This is a genomic window from Sphingorhabdus sp. EL138 (assembly GCF_900258045.1).
In the GTDB taxonomy this organism is placed as follows: domain Bacteria; phylum Pseudomonadota; class Alphaproteobacteria; order Sphingomonadales; family Sphingomonadaceae; genus Parasphingorhabdus.
On sequence record NZ_OGVD01000004.1, the window covers coordinates 1,342,053 to 1,360,824 of the forward strand.

Here is an 18,772-nt window from a genome sequence, read left to right on the forward strand (position 1 = left end):
CCTAGCATCAGGCCGCAAAATAATCGAGCGGAACGGGGTTACGATCACGCTCTTTCATGGTTTCTGCCGCAGATGTCACGCCAAATGTGGTCATATCCTGTGTCATCAAGGCAATTTTCAGTGCATCTCCATCAGAAGTTGCCGGATCACTTGAATAATCCCTTGCAGCTTCGGCTGCACCGATCCCTGATAGATCGGTATTTGCGACCCTGACCCTTTCAACCATATCCGCTGTTGCGGGAACGCTTTCATCAAAATAGTCGAATATATCTTGGTCCGCAGGGATATCCAGCGATGTATCAGCCAAACCTAGCAGCTCTCGCTTGTACAAACCGGCTCGCAGAGCATTGAGATCTGCAGCTTCGGTGTTGCCGTTTTCGGCCTCCGATGGAATCGAAGTGCTTGCAGGGCTGCTGGCCGATAGCGATGTCTTGTCCATAGGAATAGCGCCATCATTTTCGACATAAGCCTGACGAAGCATATAGCCTTCCGATGCGGCGCCCAGAACGCCTCTTCCGATATGATTGTGTGACATACCGTTTAACAGATCTCTGCGCGTTGGCATTCCTGAAGTTTCGGCGGGTTCCATTTTTTGTGCCGGACTGCGATTCGGGTCGGTGAGCGTGGTAACCGAATTGCCACCCTCTCCATTTCCTTGAGGTTCAGCCGGCGAAGGTTCGTCCGTTACAGGAACAGATGGTTCGGGCTGATTGGCAGGGTCTGCTGATGGAACGCCGCCTGTTGTTTCCGTTGGAAGCAGGCGATCCAGGCCGAAGAGTTCTGTTACCTCCGCACGGCCATTATCATTGGCATCACTCCAGATACGCAAATCGTAATAACGTTCATCAGCGGCGGTAAACTGGCCATCACCGTCGCTATCAAAGCCATTCATGGCCTGAGCAAATGTGAGGGTTTCGGTGGTCGGATCAATTATGCCATTGCCATCCGCATCGAGGGCGAAAACCGTGTTCGACGGGAATTGCGTTACAGCCGGTTCGGAGATGCGCTCCCAACGCAGTGCCACATCGCCGACCGCCGCGGTGGTGCCATCGGTGCGGGTGAAGGTGGAGGTACCAAGGATGCCGATATTGCCTTCATCCGATTGCTGCTGCGACGTGCCGACCAGTGCAATGCTGACGATCCCGGCATCGGGCAAGGACAGTAATTCCCCGGCTTCTGAAATGCCATTTTCATTGGCATCCTGCCAAACCAGAAACTCGCCGAAGCGCGCGTCTTGGGCATCAAATACGTTGTCGCCATTGCTATCGAAGGCGCTCAGGCCTTCGAGATCGGTTCGGGCACCCGGGAGGTCCTGAATGAAGGATATTTCCGCGCCGTGCGTGATCAGGCCATCGCCATCGCGATCCAGCGCGAGGAAGCCTTGTCCGCCGCCGATCCAGCCGGTTTGATCCTTCGTGCCATCGCCGTCGATGTCGAAAGATACGGTGATATCAGCGGCGCGAATGCCTGTGCCGTCGAGGTCGAAAACGATGGGGGGAAGTTGTTGGAGAAGCCTACTATACCACCAGTCTCCCTCCCAGCTGTAGCCTGGTGCCAGATAGGGTGCGCCAGTTTCATAATCCCTAGATTCTGATACAAGCGTCACATCCCCTGCAGAAATTGTTCCACTTAGATCATTATCCCGCCGCAGAGTCCAGTCGTCGATAGTTTCTTCAAACTGTGGCTCGTTATACTCGTGATAATACCTTTCCATCAGCAGGTTTCCGGAAAGCACAGAGACTCCAACGGGGGGCGAACCAACACTGTTGATAACGGTGTTGACAATCGAGATATCTTCAATGGTAAGGTTCAAAACCTGATCTACAAATCGGCTGCTATCATTAACCTGAGCCGCTCGAATCGTAATGGAGAAAGGTATGGCGGGATCAACCCCTATGTTGCTAACACCCCCAAGCGCCTCGTAGTTAAATCCTGCCCCTATGGTAAGTTGTCCGTCGGTAGAATTGAGATTTAGCGCGCCCGTCGGATTTCCACCAACTATTGAAAAACTGATCGCATCCCCATCTTCGTCACTCGCTGATACTGTGGCTATCAAATGACCAACAATGTGACTCTTCTCTGCGATTGTGCCTGTGATTCCCGTGGCAAATGAAATTCCACCGGCTGTCGGCAGATTATCATCCACATTACCGACATTCAGCGTCAGCGAACGTCCGCTGGCACTGCGTTGGCCATTGGCATAAGCGTAGACGGTCGGAACAGCCGCCGTCGGCGTTGCCTCATAGTTGAAGGCTGACCTTACGTGCAACTGGTTGCCATTCTTGATTTCAAACTTACCCGACACCGTGCTGCTATTGGCAAACACGTAGGATACAGGATCGCCATCCGGATCAGTCGCGCCCGTAAACGTTACGCCGGCATAGCCGGTTGCATTCTCCGCGATGCTTGCATTGCCGGGTTGGGACGGGGTGCCGGGGGCTTCATTCACATTCAGCAAGGTGATCCGTCCGGTCCTTACACTTGACACCGGACCACTAGCCGTGGTCGCAACCACTTTAACATCGGCATAGCCGGCAGAGAAGGCCGCTGGTCTGGCTTCGTAATCCAGCGCCGAATTCAGGACCAGTTGTCCGGAACCATTGATACTGAACAACCCGCCCGGATTACCGCCCGATGCGAAGCTGTAGGTAATTCCCTGACCTTCCGGATCCACCGATCCGCCAAATGTCAGCAATACACCGCTGTTATTCTCATAGACGTTGGCGCTAAACGCGTTGGGTGTACTTGGCTTCTCATTGACGTTGGTGACATTGACGGTAAATGCCTGGTTGGCAAACTTGTACCCGGAAGCACCGTTGTTATCGCGCACCTGCAACGTCAGATTGTGGGTCCTGTTGACAGGATTGTCATAGTCAAGAACCGTACCCGATTTGGTCCGCAACTGGTTACCGACAATCTCGAACAGACTGCTGCCCCCGGCTATGGAGAGCACATGCCCAGCCTCACCGAACAACGCTGCATCCTTGTCGGGATCGCCCGTGGTTATGGTATGAACAAAGCTACCACCAGCCGCCGTTTCGCTTATCGAAGCAGACGCAGCGGATGTGAACGTCGGCGTCTCGTTAACATCGAGGACATTGATGGTGAGATTATTGTTCTGCACGGTTAGCGAACCATCGGACGCTCTGATATTGAGAGTCACCTGACCATTGGTCGTCGATTCATATTGCACGGTTCTGCCGCTCTTCACGGATACTACACCGGTGCTGGAGTTAATCGTAAACCAGTCGCCGGTATTCCCTCCTACAATCGCGTAGCTTAGCGTATCGCCATCCGGGTCCGTCGCTCTGGCGGTGATCCCTGCGAGTACGCCAGCAGTAGCACCATCGCTAATCTGGCCAACGACGCCGCTCGCGCCCGAACCATAGGATGCATTGACGTCAACCAGGCTATAGGGGCTTTCGTTGACATTCGTAATATTGACCGTGAACGCCTGATCATCGGACAGCGTCCCGCTATTGCCGTTGTTGTCCCGGACCCGCAGCGTCAGATTATAGCTGGTGGCGGCTTCATAATCGAATACTACACCCGCCTTGACCCGCAACTGGTTACCGACAATCTCGAACCGGCTCGTGTCACCCGAAGCTATGGAGTAGACATGACCTGTTTCACCAAATGCAATCCCATTCTGGTCAGGGTCTGTTGACGTCAATGTCTTCAGTACCGTGCCCCCCGCAGAGCCTTCCGCAACGCTTGCAGTCGCACCGCCGGTCAATACCGGCGCTTCATTGATATTTCGGATTGTCACATTCTGCGTAATCGCCGCCGAAGTTTGGCCATTCGCTGTTGCGACAATGCCGAACGAACCATTGGCGTCGTTTTCATAATCAAGTGCCGAAGACACCCACAGCTGGTTACCATTCTGGATGGAATATTTGCCATTTGTTGCGGTCCCGGTTGCAGAGAAAACATAGGAAACCGGGTCGCCATCGGGATCGGTGGAGGAGAAACGAACGCCGGTATCGCCAATCTGATTTTCGTCAAATACTATAGTGGAGCTCGTCGAACTCGGGGTCGTCGGTGCTTCATTCAAATCCACCGGACGGATAGCGATATTGCTGCGGGCAAAGCTGAGCCCATCGCTGTCAGTAACACGAATATTGACGAGTGCATCGCCCGCTTCATAGTCGAGAGATTGACCGTCAGCGAGATAGAGAAGATTGCCCTCCACACGGAATTTGGACGCCTGCGGACCGCCATCGATAGCATAGGTCAGGCCTGCTGTTCCATCAGGATCAGTTGCGGACAGAGTCGCCACCAGCGTTCCACCGGAACCAACGCCCACAGCATTTTCATCAAAGGGCGAAGGTGCCACGCCAATAGCTGTGGGCGCGCCATTAACACTGACAGCAATTGTTTGCGTGCTATCGGTCGATACGGCGCCATTGCTGGTTTCTCGCGAACGAGTGCTAATATTAAGTGAGAAATCAGCGGCACTGCCCAAGGGCGGTGTTATCCGAAGCGCTGCCAGATCCCAGTCTTTGACGTCAACCGAGGTCGAGCCGCCAGTTGCGGTGAAGCTGTTCGTGCCGTCTGACAATATCGCGCCTGCGGGAATACCCGCGACATTCAAATAATCGATGACTTCGGAACCGTCATCATCAATCAGTCCGGCGGAAATTGGGGGTAGATTGATCACGGTATCGGCATTGCCGCCGACATCGCCAAGCGCACCGATCGTGACGCCATCAGCAACCGCATTTACAGTTAGCGGCACGGCAAGAGGTGTGGAGTCAAATATACTGTCAGAGGCTGTCAGCATGATCGATCCAGCACCACTGGCATCGGGAAGGCCGCGAACAGTCACTTTGCGACGTCCCTCATTTCCAGCGCCAGGCACAAGATCTATGGATACAATTTCAACCGCTCCGCTTTGCCCGGGCAGAACCTGAATGGATGCCAGCGGTGTCTGCCCGCTGTCCTCGACATCGAAGTAAAGAACCGCTGTACCGTCTTCATCGAGCTCAGTCGGATTATTGGCATCGGCCACTATGGTAGGCGGCGTATTGAGAATCCATGCGTCGTTGATCGCATCCTGTTGCGCAGGTGTTAATTCTGTCAGACTGGTGGGCTCAGGGATGGCCGCCATTGTCGTGAGCAGTTGCGAAAGACTGTCGACGGTCGTCGCAGTGGATTCACCGGCAATAAACATCCGCAATACAAATTGCGCACCAGCATTGGTGAAGTCACCTGCCGTGGTATTAACAAACCAGTCTTTGATAATGACCTGAGACGGTTCACCTAAGACCTTGACGCGCAAGTCTTTTGTTCCTGCTTCCTTGGTGAACCAGATATCGGATTTTGTTATGTCGGCAGAATATTGAACAACATCTTGCAGGTCCAGCGCCAATGCAGCACTGGAATCATAGTTGTAAATAATGTCCGAACCGCTGGTTTTGGTGAGGAAATATTGATCATCACCAGCACCGCCGATCAGAATGTCATCTCCCGTTCCACCATCCAGCATATCACCAGCATCGCCGGCATCCAGGATATCGTTACCGGCTCCGCCGTGCAGACTATCGCTGTCACCTTCGCCAAATAGGCGATCGTCGCCATCACCGCCATAAATCATATCAGCGCCGGCTTCACCGAAGATGAAATCATCCCCTGAACCGCCATGGAGCGTATCGTCCCCTGCACCGCCGTAGACAACGTCATTACCTGCGCCACCGTGAACTTCGCTGTTGCCGTCAGTACCATGCAAGCGATCCGAGTGGCTTGACCCGACCAGCATTTCGAAGCCCGAAATTATATCACCAGTCGCATCGGCTCCGTTTGCGCTGTTGGTTTGAATGTTGACATCGACGCCGTCCAACACCCGATCAACCTCGGCTGCGATAACAACGCCATTGACTGACGACGCACCGATAAGGCCGGACATAAAAGTGGTTCCAGTCACTGAGCCGGCGTAGGTCAATGTATCAACGCCGCTCCCACCATTCAAAATATCAGCGCCTGCGCCACCTTCGATCGTATCGTTACCGGCACCACCATCTATCTGGTTGGCCGCTGCATTGCCCAGAACATTATCATTGCCAGTGCCACCGACGATATTTTCAATGCTGGTTAGTTTATGCGCTGGATTGTCGATATCAATCGACAGTGCCGCGGAAGTGGCTGCAAAACTAACGGTATCGATGCCCTCGCCACCATCAATTGTGTCCTCTCCAACGACAAGCGCATGGATAAGGTCGTTGCCCAATCCACCTAGAATGATATCAGCGCCAATGCCGCCATCAAGGGTATCTGCACCATCTCCGCCATCCAGATAATCGCCTCCAGCGCGGCCAAAGAGCAGGTCGCTGCCTTCAGCGCCCCTGATGGTGTTGCCATTGGCATCGCCAAACAGATTATCGTCAAATGCAGTGCCGAATAGCTTTTCTATTCCATCGTAGGTGTCACCGGCTGCAAATCCGGTATTGGCGGATGCATTGCCAAGATCGGCAGTTACGCCTTGACTCACAACCACTTGTTCCGCCGTCAGACCAGAATAGTAGTAATTCGCATAGTCAGAGCCAGAACCGCCGAAGAATGCGTCAGCACCCGCTCCGCCGATCAGATTATCGTCGCCCGCTCCGCCATATAGAGTGTCATTGCCGCCATCTCCAAGGATTGTATCGTTACCATCCCCGCCATCCAGTATGTCATCACCGTCACGACCATCAAGAATATCGTCAGCGGCAGAACCATTAAGACTATCGGCCAATTGCGAGCCGTGCAGCCGTTCAATGCTGACAAGGGTATCACCTTCCGCCTGACCGCCACTGCCGACACCTCCGTCCAGACCGATTGTCACACCTGCTGCAGAATTCAGGTAGTCGGCGGTATCCGTGCCCGCACCGCCATCGATCATATCTGCTCCGAGAGAGCCCATAACCACGTCATCCCCATCCAGCGCGTTAATCGCTTCTGCCCGGAACGTTCCTTCGATGGTTTCGCCAGCTACCGTGCCTACTATCGTCTCGCCTGGCCCCTCGATGATTGAAATGTTGAAGTCTGCGAAGATGGACGAAATGCCGTCGGATGCCGTGACCCGTACGTTGAGATTGGAACCAATAGCCGCCGATTCACTGGAATAGCCAAAAGTCTTGCCGGTTGGGTCAAACGTCAACCACGACGGCAGAGCTGAGCCGTCGGCGAGCGTGGCAACAAAACTCAATCCATCATAGGGATCGGTTTGATTGCCATCCGTATCGGTGAAGGCGGATGTCGGTATTGTATAAACAAAATCCGCGTTGTCGATCCATAACTGGTCTGCAAGACCTGGCGTGCCGGTAACTGGCGCCAAGTTGCCTGCATTTGCTAACTCGACAGTTTCTCCCCCAGAAAACTCGACAAATTCGAGATCGACATATGTGTCTACACCATCATTCCCGTTTGCAAGATTGATATCGGTTATTGTCTTGTTTACACTGTCAATCAGATAGTCGGAACGATTGCCACTATACACAGCAGTATCGACACCTTCGCCTCCATCAAGAGTGTCATCTCCTTCGCCGCCCTGAAGCCTATCATCGCCAGCAAACCCGTTCAGCACGTTGTTTACAATCGAACCCGTCAGTGAGTCATCAAAATCAGAACCATCGATATTCTCGATGGAAAGATTAGCGATGACATCGCCTTGCGCATCTCCTCCGCTGGTCGCGTTGGTGGTTAGATTAACCGAAACTCCAGCGAGGGATGCGCGATAGTCTACTGTATCTATTCCACTGTCGCCATATAGCTGATCCGCTCCACTGCCGCCAATCAGCCGGTCATTTCCTGCACCACCACGCAGAATATCATCGCCACTATCGCCCGAAAGTATATCGTTACCAGCATCGCCGTTAACCTGGTCATTTCCGCGACCGCCAGCGACATTATCGTCGCCCAAGCCGCCGTTGAGAATATTGCTGTACCCGTTACCGGTGATTATATCATTGAAGTTGGAACCAACGACATGCTCAATCGATATCGGGCTGATCCCATCATTCGAAAGGTCAACAATCGCTCCGAAGATACTATCGGTCAAACGCAATTCATCAACGCCATTTCCGCCGTCGATCACGTCTTCCAGTGATCCATCATTACGCGCGCGCGCGTAAATAGTATCGTTTCCTGCACCGCCAAGCAGTGTATCTTCTCCGTCACCGCCTTTGATGAGGTCATCGCCCGCACCGCCGTCAATGCGGTCGGCGCCGCCTGAACCGCCATCAAGGGTGTCGCCGCCATCTGTGCCGATAATATTGTCGCCAAAGGCAGAACCCAATGCGCTTTCGATAGCTACAAACTGGTCACCCTCAGCATCGCCGCCACTGCCGGTTCCGATACCCAGATCGACCGTAATCGCCGCTAGTGATGCCGAATAATCAACCTTGTCAGTGCCCGCACCGCCATCAATAATGTCTGCACCAGCGGATCCGGCAAAAATATCATTCCCCGCAAGACCGATCATCGTTTCCCGCCGGAACGTACCCGCCTGTATGTCATCGCCAGTCGTTCCGACAATATCACTTCCCAGTGCTTCGGAAATAGTAATCAGGAAGTTATCAGAAATCGAATAACCCTGATCCGTTGCAGTAACCTTGACCTCTAGAACTGATCCAACGGCTGAAAGAGGAGGTGTACCCGTAAAGGTTTGAGTTGTTACATTGAAATTAAGCCAGGCCGGGATTGCGCTGTCGTCTGAAAGTGATGCTGTAAAGACCAGTGCGTCACCCAGATCAAGATCGATAAAGGCCGTCTCAGGAATGGTGTAGTTTGCGAGAACACCGTCTTCCCAAACCTGATCAACCATCTGAGGTTCACCGAGTATCGGTTGATTGTTCGGGTCAATACCAAGACTTATGGTCATGTCCGTAAAGCGAATAGATTCGATATTCTGCAGCTTGTCTGTGCCGTCGGTTATCAGACTGGTACTTCCGGTCCGCAAATCCGTAACAGTTGTGATCGCGCCTGTGTTGATGGAATAATCGGACCGTTTTCCGGAAAAGACTGCCGTATCAAATCCTGCACCACCATAAAGCGCATCATCTCCGCCGCCGCCGGTCAGTTCGTTGTTATTGGCATCGCCCGTCAACAGATCGTTGAATTTTGATCCCGTCAGATTTTCGATCTCATGATACCAGTCGCCATGCGCATCACCCTGTGAGGCCCTAGTCGTCGGCGGTGATGTCGAGTCAGTTGAACTGTTGGCCGCGAGGTTTGCGCGCACACCGTCGATTATGATGCCAGTCGAGGCATCGGCCGTAGCTGCACCAAAGGCGTCTGTCATAGTCACATAGCTTGCGGTATCATTCCCCGCACCACCACTAAGGGCATCTCCCAGACTTCCAGCACCACCGATTAATATGTCATCGCCAGCACCACCATCAATCATGTCGTTGCCGTTATACCCATCAAGGATATTTGCTTCGTCAGAACCAAAAATGAAATCATCGTTTGTTCCGCCGACTATATTTTCGATATTTACGAAACTACTGGTGTCATTGGATGGGTTAGGAAGGAAAAGATTCGCAATAGTAGCATCCGGCCCGGTGATATGAATGCCGTTCGGGTTATCAACTAACGCACCCGGCGCAATTATAAACCCGGGCGTAGTAATATCCCTTGCATCATATGTATCAACACCCTCTCCTCCATCCACAATGTTACTGCCAGTGCCACCGCGCAGGATATCGTCTCCTTGACCGCCGTTCAAAGTATCAGCACCATCCAAGCCACGAATGACATCATCTCCTGCCGTCCCGGTAACTATTTCGTCACCATTATTGCCAACGATGGTGAGAGCACCATCGATTGCCACGTTGCTCAAATCCAGCGTGCTACCGGTCGATATATGTAGTTCAACGTCAGTGAATGAACCCGCAGAAATTGCTTCAACGTTGGCCAGTGACTGAATATAAATTCGCGCGCCATTTTGCGTCGCCACCAGGCTGTCATAACCTTCTCCACCGTCGATATTATCGTATCCTGTGTCGGTTGCGAACAGGAATTGGTCGTCACCTGCCCCACCATTTAATGTATCTGCACCCGCACCACCAACTAGAATATCATCGGTAATCCCAGCATTGACAATATCATCTCCGGCAAGTGCTTCATACCGCACTCCGCCAACTAAAGTCGGATCAACGTTTATCGTGTCACCGTTCGCTGTGCCCAATATGGTGGCTCTATCTTCATATTCGGAAAAGTCCTGCCAAGCGGCTTCATATACATTAAGGAAAGTCTCACCAGGACTTGTCGGCCATTCACCGGGTACAGATGTACTATGCGCATTCATCGCCGAAACAAGTGCTGCGACATCACTGCCAGCAAGTACCTTGTCGGAAGCTATAACCCGACGTGCCTGATTAGACTGGTTGTTCGAATAGGTTCGCCAGTTTTCGACTGTTACGGAAGTGCCTTGACCAATAGCAGTAATAACCAGGTTAAAATTGCCCGACGTCCCGTTGGGGACTTCGCTAAACCAAAGCTGATCGGAAGTAATATCGTTGAAGACGAGCTCGTCATTACCACCACCAGTTATAACGGTATCGTTACCACTATTTCGGCCGAATAAATATTGGTCAGCACCCAGCCCGCCGTCTAGTGTATCATCGCCAGCACCACCGTCCAAAATATCATCACCGTCGCCGCCGTAAAGACCGGCCGCGAGTGTTGTCTGAGAACCTGCGCCAGCTGAAATCAGAATGGAAGAAGAGTCATCACCATCACCGCCAAGCAGCACGTCATTGCCTGCTCCGCCATCCAAACGGTCAACCCCGGCGCCACCGATCAGCTGATCATCCGCACCGACACCGTCATCGCCCAGCAATATGTCATTGCCTTCGCCGCCTGCCAGTACGTCTTTATCAGCACCACCTTTGATCAGATCATTGCCATCACCGCCATCCAGATTATCTTCGCCCACGCCGCCATCCAGCGTATCATCGCCATCATCGCCGACCAGAACGTCGGCGCCTGTCAGGCCAGTGAGGGTGTCATCTCCCCTATTCCCCTTGAGAATATTGTCATCAGCATTGCCGGTAATCGTGTCTGCATAATGTGAGCCAAGGGCATTTTCTATTCCGGTCAGCTGATCGCCACTGGATTCGCTATTCGCAATTATTGCCGAGGCTGCCGTTGTCCCCAGATTAATGTCAATTGCTGCATCCGAACTTACATATGTGACGGTATCTACGCCCGCACCGCCATCTATATTGTCCGCTCCGAGTCCGCCGGAAAGAAGGTCATCACCGTCGCCGCCATGGAGCGTATCATTGCCGTCCAATCCGGAAAGAGTATCATTTCCAAAGCCGCCCGTCAGCGTATCAATACCAGAACCCAATACAAGACCGCCACCAATCGTACTGCTCAGTGAGAGCCCTCCGGGGAAGCTGATCGGCCCGCCAGAACCGGGCAAAGTTATTACACCGCCAAAACCGGATGTACCCACCAGGAATTCATCGATCGGGTTTTCTGATGTATCGGTACTCGATGTTAACAAGTTGCCAGAGGCATCGAATTTTAGACCGGACAGGTCAAAGGATGAGCCATCAGAAAACTGGATCGTTTCCACAGCTTGATTGGCATTGATTGCAGCACCGCTGCGGAAATTCTTGATCCGGACTTTGTCAGTTGTGCTGCCAATCAGAGTTATTACAAGATCATCACCACTGAAATGGAAACCCAGATCAGCAAGGCCGATTGCCGCGTCGCCCGTAACACCGGCATTACCGGTATAATCTTCAAACAAAATCGTATCACTACCAGCGTCTGCAAAAGTCGCCACCTCAGCAACTTTGTTGCCGGTGACCGTAATTCCATCGACCCAACCATCAGCTGCAAAAGTTGTAGGTGTCTGAACGTTGCGGTAGTTATAGCCCACACTCTCCTTACGATAGACTATCTCGCCGGTGTCAGAATTCGTGACGATATGGTCAAACCGATACAGACCCAATTCATTGTCGATTAAATCGAAGTTGGAAACATAAGGTGGTTGCAAATTACCATTATCATCGACGATGATATTTTCCGAGGCCACCAAATGATCATCAATAGTGTCTTCACCATCGCCGCGACCGAACACGTAAAGGTCATCTCCGGAAGCGCCCTTCAATATGTCGTCGCCCTTGCCTCCTGTAAGGTCGTTTTCGCCGGCGTCCCCTTCCAGACTATCTGCAAAATCGGAACCGGTGAGGTTTTCAATACTGTCAAACACATCACCGGCAGCATCACCAGTTGCAGCAATATTCTGCGTCAATGATACGGTTACACCGGTAGCCGCAGTTTCATAACTTGCTGTGTCCAAGCCAAGTCCACCAATCAGAATATCGCCCGCCGGAGCGCCATCACGTGTGCCACCGGCACCGCCAATAAGCACATCATTGCCCGCACCGCCGAGCAGAACGTCTGACCCGACAAGACCAATCAACCGGTCTTGACCGCTATTGCCGTTTATGATGTCGTTGAGCCCGCCGCCGGTAATGACATCATCGCCAGCACCGCCGGTGATCCAGTTCGCAAGCGCCGGACTTCCGATCAAATTCCCGTCGTCGCCGTCCGTTCCTGCACTAAGCGACATGCTGGCCACATCGACTGCACCTGTGTTGAAGAACACAAATGTTTCGATAGAACCTGTGGCTCCGGCATTACCGGACGGTCCCCATTCCTTAAGGGTAATAGTATCATCCAGGCTGGAAAAGCTGTTAACCGTGGCTCCAGAGGATTCAATCCCAATCACCAGGTCTTTACCACCATTGGCTGCGGCGAACTGGATATCATTGATGTCGATGCCCAGGCCAAATTCCAGGATGTCCGACCCGGCGCTAGTGACAATCGCATCTGCATCGGCAGGCTGATGCACATAAAGCGTGCCGGTTTCTATGTCGTAACGCGTAGTTGCTGACCAGTTTTCACCATCAAATATGGTGCCATGCGTCGGGTGCGTAATCGACCCGTCAGTCCCGACAACATATCCGTTCTGGCCACCCTGACCAGAGACCCAGGCCACATCCCACTCATCAGTCAGCGCGTCAATCAGCGTGTCGTGACCATCCCCACGCTGGAAACGAAACACATCGTTACCGGTACCTCCAATAATCTCGTCATTGCCAGCGCCACCGGACAATATGTCATTGCCCTCATCGCCGGTCAGCCGGTCATTACCTGTTCCACCGCTAACCGTATCCTGTCCAAAGCCGCCAAACAGCAAATCATCGCCATTGCCGCCAACGACAATATCATCGCCACTATCGCCGGAAACCGAGTCATTGCCCAGCCCGCCATTGCCGAAATCATTGCCTGAAAGCAGATAGACCAGATCATCACCTGACCCCGCATGGACAAAGTCATTACCGGCCGTACCGACAATCGTTTCCGACCCGTCGCTGCCCAGAATGAACGTATCAAAGTCTGCCAGCCGGATTTCATTGCCGTCGGCAAAACGCAGCGTCTCGACCTTGTTAAAGCTGCTGAACCAGTCCTCCATTACCACCCGGTCGCCGTTAAATACGCCGTCTGGGGCCAGTTCCAGGATCAGGTCCTTGCCATCGTCCGATTTGATCAGCTTGATATCATCAACGCCAATGCCCTGACCCAATACCAGAACATCTTCGCCGCCCGCAGCACGGCCGTTGGATGTGACCTGCGCGCCGCCCCCGCGCCAGTTGTTCAGGCCACCACCAAAGCGGAACAGGTCGCCAGACAGCGCATCGGCAATATTACCATTAATTTCGCTGGCCGAAAGACCGTTAAACGCCTGTGCAACAACAGTTTCAACCGTCAGCCCGCTTTCATCGATAATCCGGTCCGCAGTAACATAGGTCGTATCACCGACACCAACCGCACCGACATCACCCAGCCGGAAGAGATATTGATCATCCCCGCGCCCGCCGCGCAGGATATCCCCCGCGCCCGCGCCGCCAGCCAATATGTCTCCGCCATCACCGCCTTCCAGCACATCGGTTCCGTCACCGCCCTCAAGCCAGTCAGAACCCTCACGCCCGATAAGCAAGTCATCGCCCGCGCCGCCATTGAGATAATTGCCATTGCCGCCAAGCGTGTAGGAAGCAGCCCCGCCCGCGTTCAGCGTGTCGTTACCGTCACCACCAAGCAGCCAGTCATCCAGCTTGCCGCCATAAATTACGTCATCACCAGCGCCGCCAAAGACATTATTGCCAAGATCCCCGGCATGGACAGTGTCATTGCCATCGCCAGCATCAATCGTCGCGGCCACGTCAATAGAAAGATCACCGCTGGCGCCTGTGTTGACGTCACCGCCAGTGGATAGCTCTCCGTTAATCGTGAGACCGGTTGTGTTGGTTATGTAGCCCGCGCCGCCGGCGACTGCGAAGCCGTCAGTATTGTGGGTAACATGGGAGAGGGTTATTGTGTCGTCACCGGATGTCGCTTCGATGGTGGTTTGGCCAGCGATGTCGATGGTGTCGCCCATCACAAAATCACCAATACCGATTAGGCGAGAGACTTGGTCACTGAACGGATCATAGTCAAAACCGAACTCGACATTGGCGATGTTTGTATCAGCCTCGCCGAGTAGGGCTCCAAAGCCACCAAACCAGTCGGCGCGATGGCGTTTGGTTAGGCCGAGTTCAACTGCACGGGCGAGATTAATTGCTGTTTCTATCGCAAAAACGCTATCAGATTCGGCTGAAACTATAGCGTTTATTACAGTGTCATTGGCTAGGTAACTTTCATAAGCCTGAGCGGCCGCAATATTTCCAATCAACACTGACTGTTCAAAATTAGTAGCGTTCACGCCAGCCACTTCAAAGCTGTTGAATACGGCACGCTTTACATAAATACTACCGCCAACGAGCTTGAAATCAGGGTCTGTTAGCCCTTGATAAACTCCGTATCCGGTGATCTTTTCAAATGCACCTTCCCGTTTCGATGATACGCGATAGGTGATAGCGCTTTTATCGCGGGTTGAAGTCGGACGATAGACAAAGTCCGACTTGCGCATGCCGTAGTTCCCGGTGGTGATATTATTCGGATTATCAAGCCGACTACCTGTAGCCTCAAGCACCAAATTAAGAGTTTGGGCAACACTACCTGCCATTGCCTCCGCAGTTTCTCTCGATCCCCCTTTGCGAGAATAGGAGTTGGCAACCACAAATCGGCCTTCAGCTTCATTCCAAGTGGCGTCCGCCCCTGACCGCGGAGTTCCTCCAAAAATGGAACCGATTAGGCCACCAAGAAGATTACCAATCGCAATCCATGCTGCAGCTATAGCGATAGTGACAGGATTCGGTCCGAAAGCGACGAGAAAAAGAGCAGCATCAATCGCAAACAATGCAGAGCCCACTGCGGAACCAATCTGCCCTCCAACCGTTTCGAAACTATTGATCTCATTGGCAAGTTTGTTGCCCAGAAAAGATGCAACAGCCGTCGGCACGCCTGCAGCAACATTGCTAAAAGCAGTCACACCTTGAGCCGCTTGTCCACCGGCTGCAATCGTCGCGAGATTATTAAGTATCGTTCCGATTACTGCCCCAGTGCCCGTATTCAACAGTTCTGCCGCAAAACCATTGGCGCCCAACACGTCGATAAGTTCAGCTGTAAGATATGATGAAACGGCTCCGATACCAGCAGATTTCAGGTTGGAGAGAAGTTCTGTGTCAAAGGACTGGAAAGCATCATTAATGCCATTGGTAACCGATCCACCACCAATCACTTCATCCAGCGCATCTCCTAGATTGTTACCAAATGTTTGGAGCAGCGCAGACGTACCGACTCCCAGGACAACATTGTTGCCTGCAATACGATAACCTAGCTGTTGACCAAGGATGCCTCCAACGTCTGAGAAATCAAATGGAAGTGGGTTCCCCCTGATCTTAATTTCGGTATTGCCGTTCTCGGTAAAGACGTCATAGTTGCCATCATCTTCAAACGTATGCGTTAGATCTCCAGTAACAACGATGTGGCGAGTTCGACCATTTATAGTAGCTGTGCGTTGCACAGTTTCAGGATCGGCAGATAGAGTGGATGGATCAAATTTCCCAGAAGTCGCGGCCTCGGTTTTACTTTCCACATGGCGTTTGATTAAGTCGGCTCTGGCGCCTTGGATTACAATCCCATTTTCCGTTACAATACCGTCTTGGACCTTGACTATACTTGCAGGAACAGTTCCATCCGCAGAACCCTGTATAGATAAAACAGCAGTCTTGTCGCCGTTTGCGGCTATTTCAATGGCACCAATAACAGAATTGGAATCGATGCCCTGAAGATGCACAAAGGTACTGCCAGAATCGACATCAAAGACATGAAGTTCTTTACGTTTTGAATGATATCTCTCGCCATCAAGCCCGACTATAACGTCCTTGTCCTTGATGAGTTTCGGCAACCCAAATACTACTATTTCCTGATTATTATAATCGCCAATGGCATTAGCCAAGTCGATGCCATTTTCTTCGGCCCATGCGCTGGTCGCCGCATCTGGTCCGATCAAAATAACGCTACCGTCGGCAGTAATCTGAAAATCTATATCTTGTCGGTTTCTGAACAGCTCCACATCAACCGAAACCCCCAACCCCAGTTCGGGAAAAGGTATATTGGCTAGATCAAGAAAAGCCTGCCCAGATGTGATTGATATTGTTTGGACAGTGGCATCCACATTTTGCAAACGACCATCGACAATTGCAGCGAATGTGCGCATTTCTTGTTTTATCTCGAAACCAACAGTTCCTTGAATCTGCTCCAGCTCAAGAACAAATTCACCTGAAAATGTCTGCACAGTGTCGATTGGTGAGTAGGTTCTCGTCAAATCTACAGATTCAGTAACGAGAAAACTAATATTTGGATTCAGGTCAAGAACTGGATCGATACCAACAGCGGTAAGATTTCTTTTCCACAGACGGAAGGCAAAATCCACCACCCCCGGCAAACCGATTTCAAAACCGAAGTGGGATAAAGTCTCGTCGCCATTAAACGCCAATCCCCCCCCAACACTGAGATTTGGCAAATATCTTGCCAAGCGCCTGGAGATATTCGAATTCTCAAGACCTGCCAAACCTGCCGCAAATTTAGCCTTTTTTGACAAAGAAACATCTGCGTCAATGGCAAATCCAGGATGCCTAATCCCATCCGGAGTTTCATAGCCAATTGGTTGTGGCAAGACTGGAAAATTATCTACGAAATTTCTAAGATCTTCCGAAACTGATCCAAGGGCATCGACTATAGAATGAATTTTAATATCTGCTCGGCCGTTCTGATCATAAACATGAACTTCTGACGTCACTTGCCGTTTTTTTTGATCATCATTCATATCAATTCCTTACAATTCTATAACCATGTGGCTGAGCAGCGTCCGGCAAGCCGGGATAAGTCCACTTTATTGCGTTCATATGATCCTCATCCTGACCAACCCAACCTTCGCCGACGCGCAAAGCGACACTTCCCACATTTCCGCCACGATAGGCGACGAGTGCACATGCTTTTTTTCCAAATTGTTCTATGCAGTTGCTCGCACCTTCTTTTCTTTCGTCGACATATTCGGCTACATTTCCGATCACATCATAAAGACCCCATGCGTTTGGTTTGAATGACTCCACAGGAAGTACGCCAAGATTTTTGCCGAATTGAAATCTAGGGTCCGTGCGACGATTTTGAGGATACTTCTTACGGTCGTAGTGATTGTATATGGCCGCATTCCCTGACCCTAGTTTTTCTCCCCAAGGGTAACGAGTGGTTGACCCTGCTTTAGCCAGATATCCCCACTCAGGTGATGTTGGTAGCCGATATTTTTTGCCGGTAACCCCATTTATCCAGCTCAGGTAGCACTCGAAATCACTGGGCAGGAGGTAGTTCACCGGATAGTTATCCGACAGACTGTCCAAATTACTTCTAGTATAGGTCACGTCGGGTGGTACCTTAGGCAGACCGCATCCAGCCTCCTTCACAGCGAATAAATACTCTCTCCAAGTCAACTCATGACGCGCGACATAAAAAGATGCCGTATCACTTTGTAATGGGGGAACCTTTACCATCGGCGGACAATTCTCACAGTCTTTGAACACGTCGAATAGCTTGACCTTTTCAGCCAATGGTTTTTTGACTTGCTTTGCTATGAGAGAATCAGATTGAGGAGGCGTATCAGCACAGCCCAAAATAAAAACAGCTGCTAGAATTCCAAACAGATGCTTCATTCCGTTCCTTCCAACCGCCATTTTGCTGCCACCAACCCAGCCTGCTTAGCCCCCGTATCTACAGGAATAACTCGCCCCTTAGTGCCATTCCCAACCGGTGGTGAGTAAACCCAAATCCGGCCACCACTGTCGCTTGCCGCCAACCGATATAGCTTCTTCGCGTTATCCAAATCACGCTCAACACCCCGCCCTTCTTCAAACCGGATACCCAGCTCAAGCTGCGCATGCTTGTCGCCCCCTTGCGCCATGCGCGCAAGATCGGGCAGCGGAAGGGCGGTTAGATCGGTGGCAGTGGGGAGTGATGGACTATGGGATGCCGCAGCAGCGCTCGGCGGGGTGGTCAGGTCAATGCCCATATAGCTGGAGGGAGCAGCGCAACCGGCTAGAGCGATCACTGCTCCTAACAAGGGGGTCACGCTCAATAGACGCGTCCAGTTTTTTGCATAGCCCCTAATCAGATGCACAAAGCCCCTTTCTCCCTCGAAGCAGGGAGACGAATATATCAGCACCGCCGACTATTGCCGTCGATTCTGCAACCCTATTGAGAAGGCTAAAGCGTTTACTGGGATTTACAAGTGCCCGACTCGAAAATCATTTATCCATTTTGGATGTTTATTGAAAAG

At 51.9% G+C, this 18,772-nt stretch carries 3 protein-coding genes; all 3 read right to left on the minus strand.

Annotation, left to right across the window (positions count from 1 at the left end):
* Positions 1 to 7: 7 nt before the first annotated feature.
* Positions 8 to 16,966, minus strand: coding sequence for a cadherin domain-containing protein (locus DK507_RS16415; protein ID WP_162559093.1), 16,959 nt, complete (start codon positions 16,964 to 16,966; stop codon positions 8 to 10).
* A gap of 304 nt (positions 16,967 to 17,270) precedes the next feature.
* Positions 17,271 to 18,149 carry a formylglycine-generating enzyme family protein gene (locus DK507_RS16420; RefSeq protein ID WP_162559094.1) on the minus strand — a complete coding sequence of 293 codons (879 nt, stop codon included), beginning with the start codon at positions 18,147 to 18,149 and terminating at the stop codon, positions 17,271 to 17,273.
* Positions 18,146 to 18,544: an SEL1-like repeat protein gene (locus DK507_RS16425; RefSeq protein ID WP_162559095.1), complete on the minus strand. Its 399-nt coding sequence runs from the start codon at positions 18,542 to 18,544 to the stop codon at positions 18,146 to 18,148. The genes DK507_RS16420 and DK507_RS16425 overlap by 4 nt, the downstream gene beginning before the upstream one ends.
* Positions 18,545 to 18,772: the final 228 nt, after the last annotated feature.

Excerpts from the sequence above, each read along its gene's own strand:
- DK507_RS16420 (WP_162559094.1), bottom strand. The coding sequence starts at position 18,149 with ATGAAGCATCTGTTTGGAATTCTAGCAGCTGTTTTTATTTTGGGCTGT.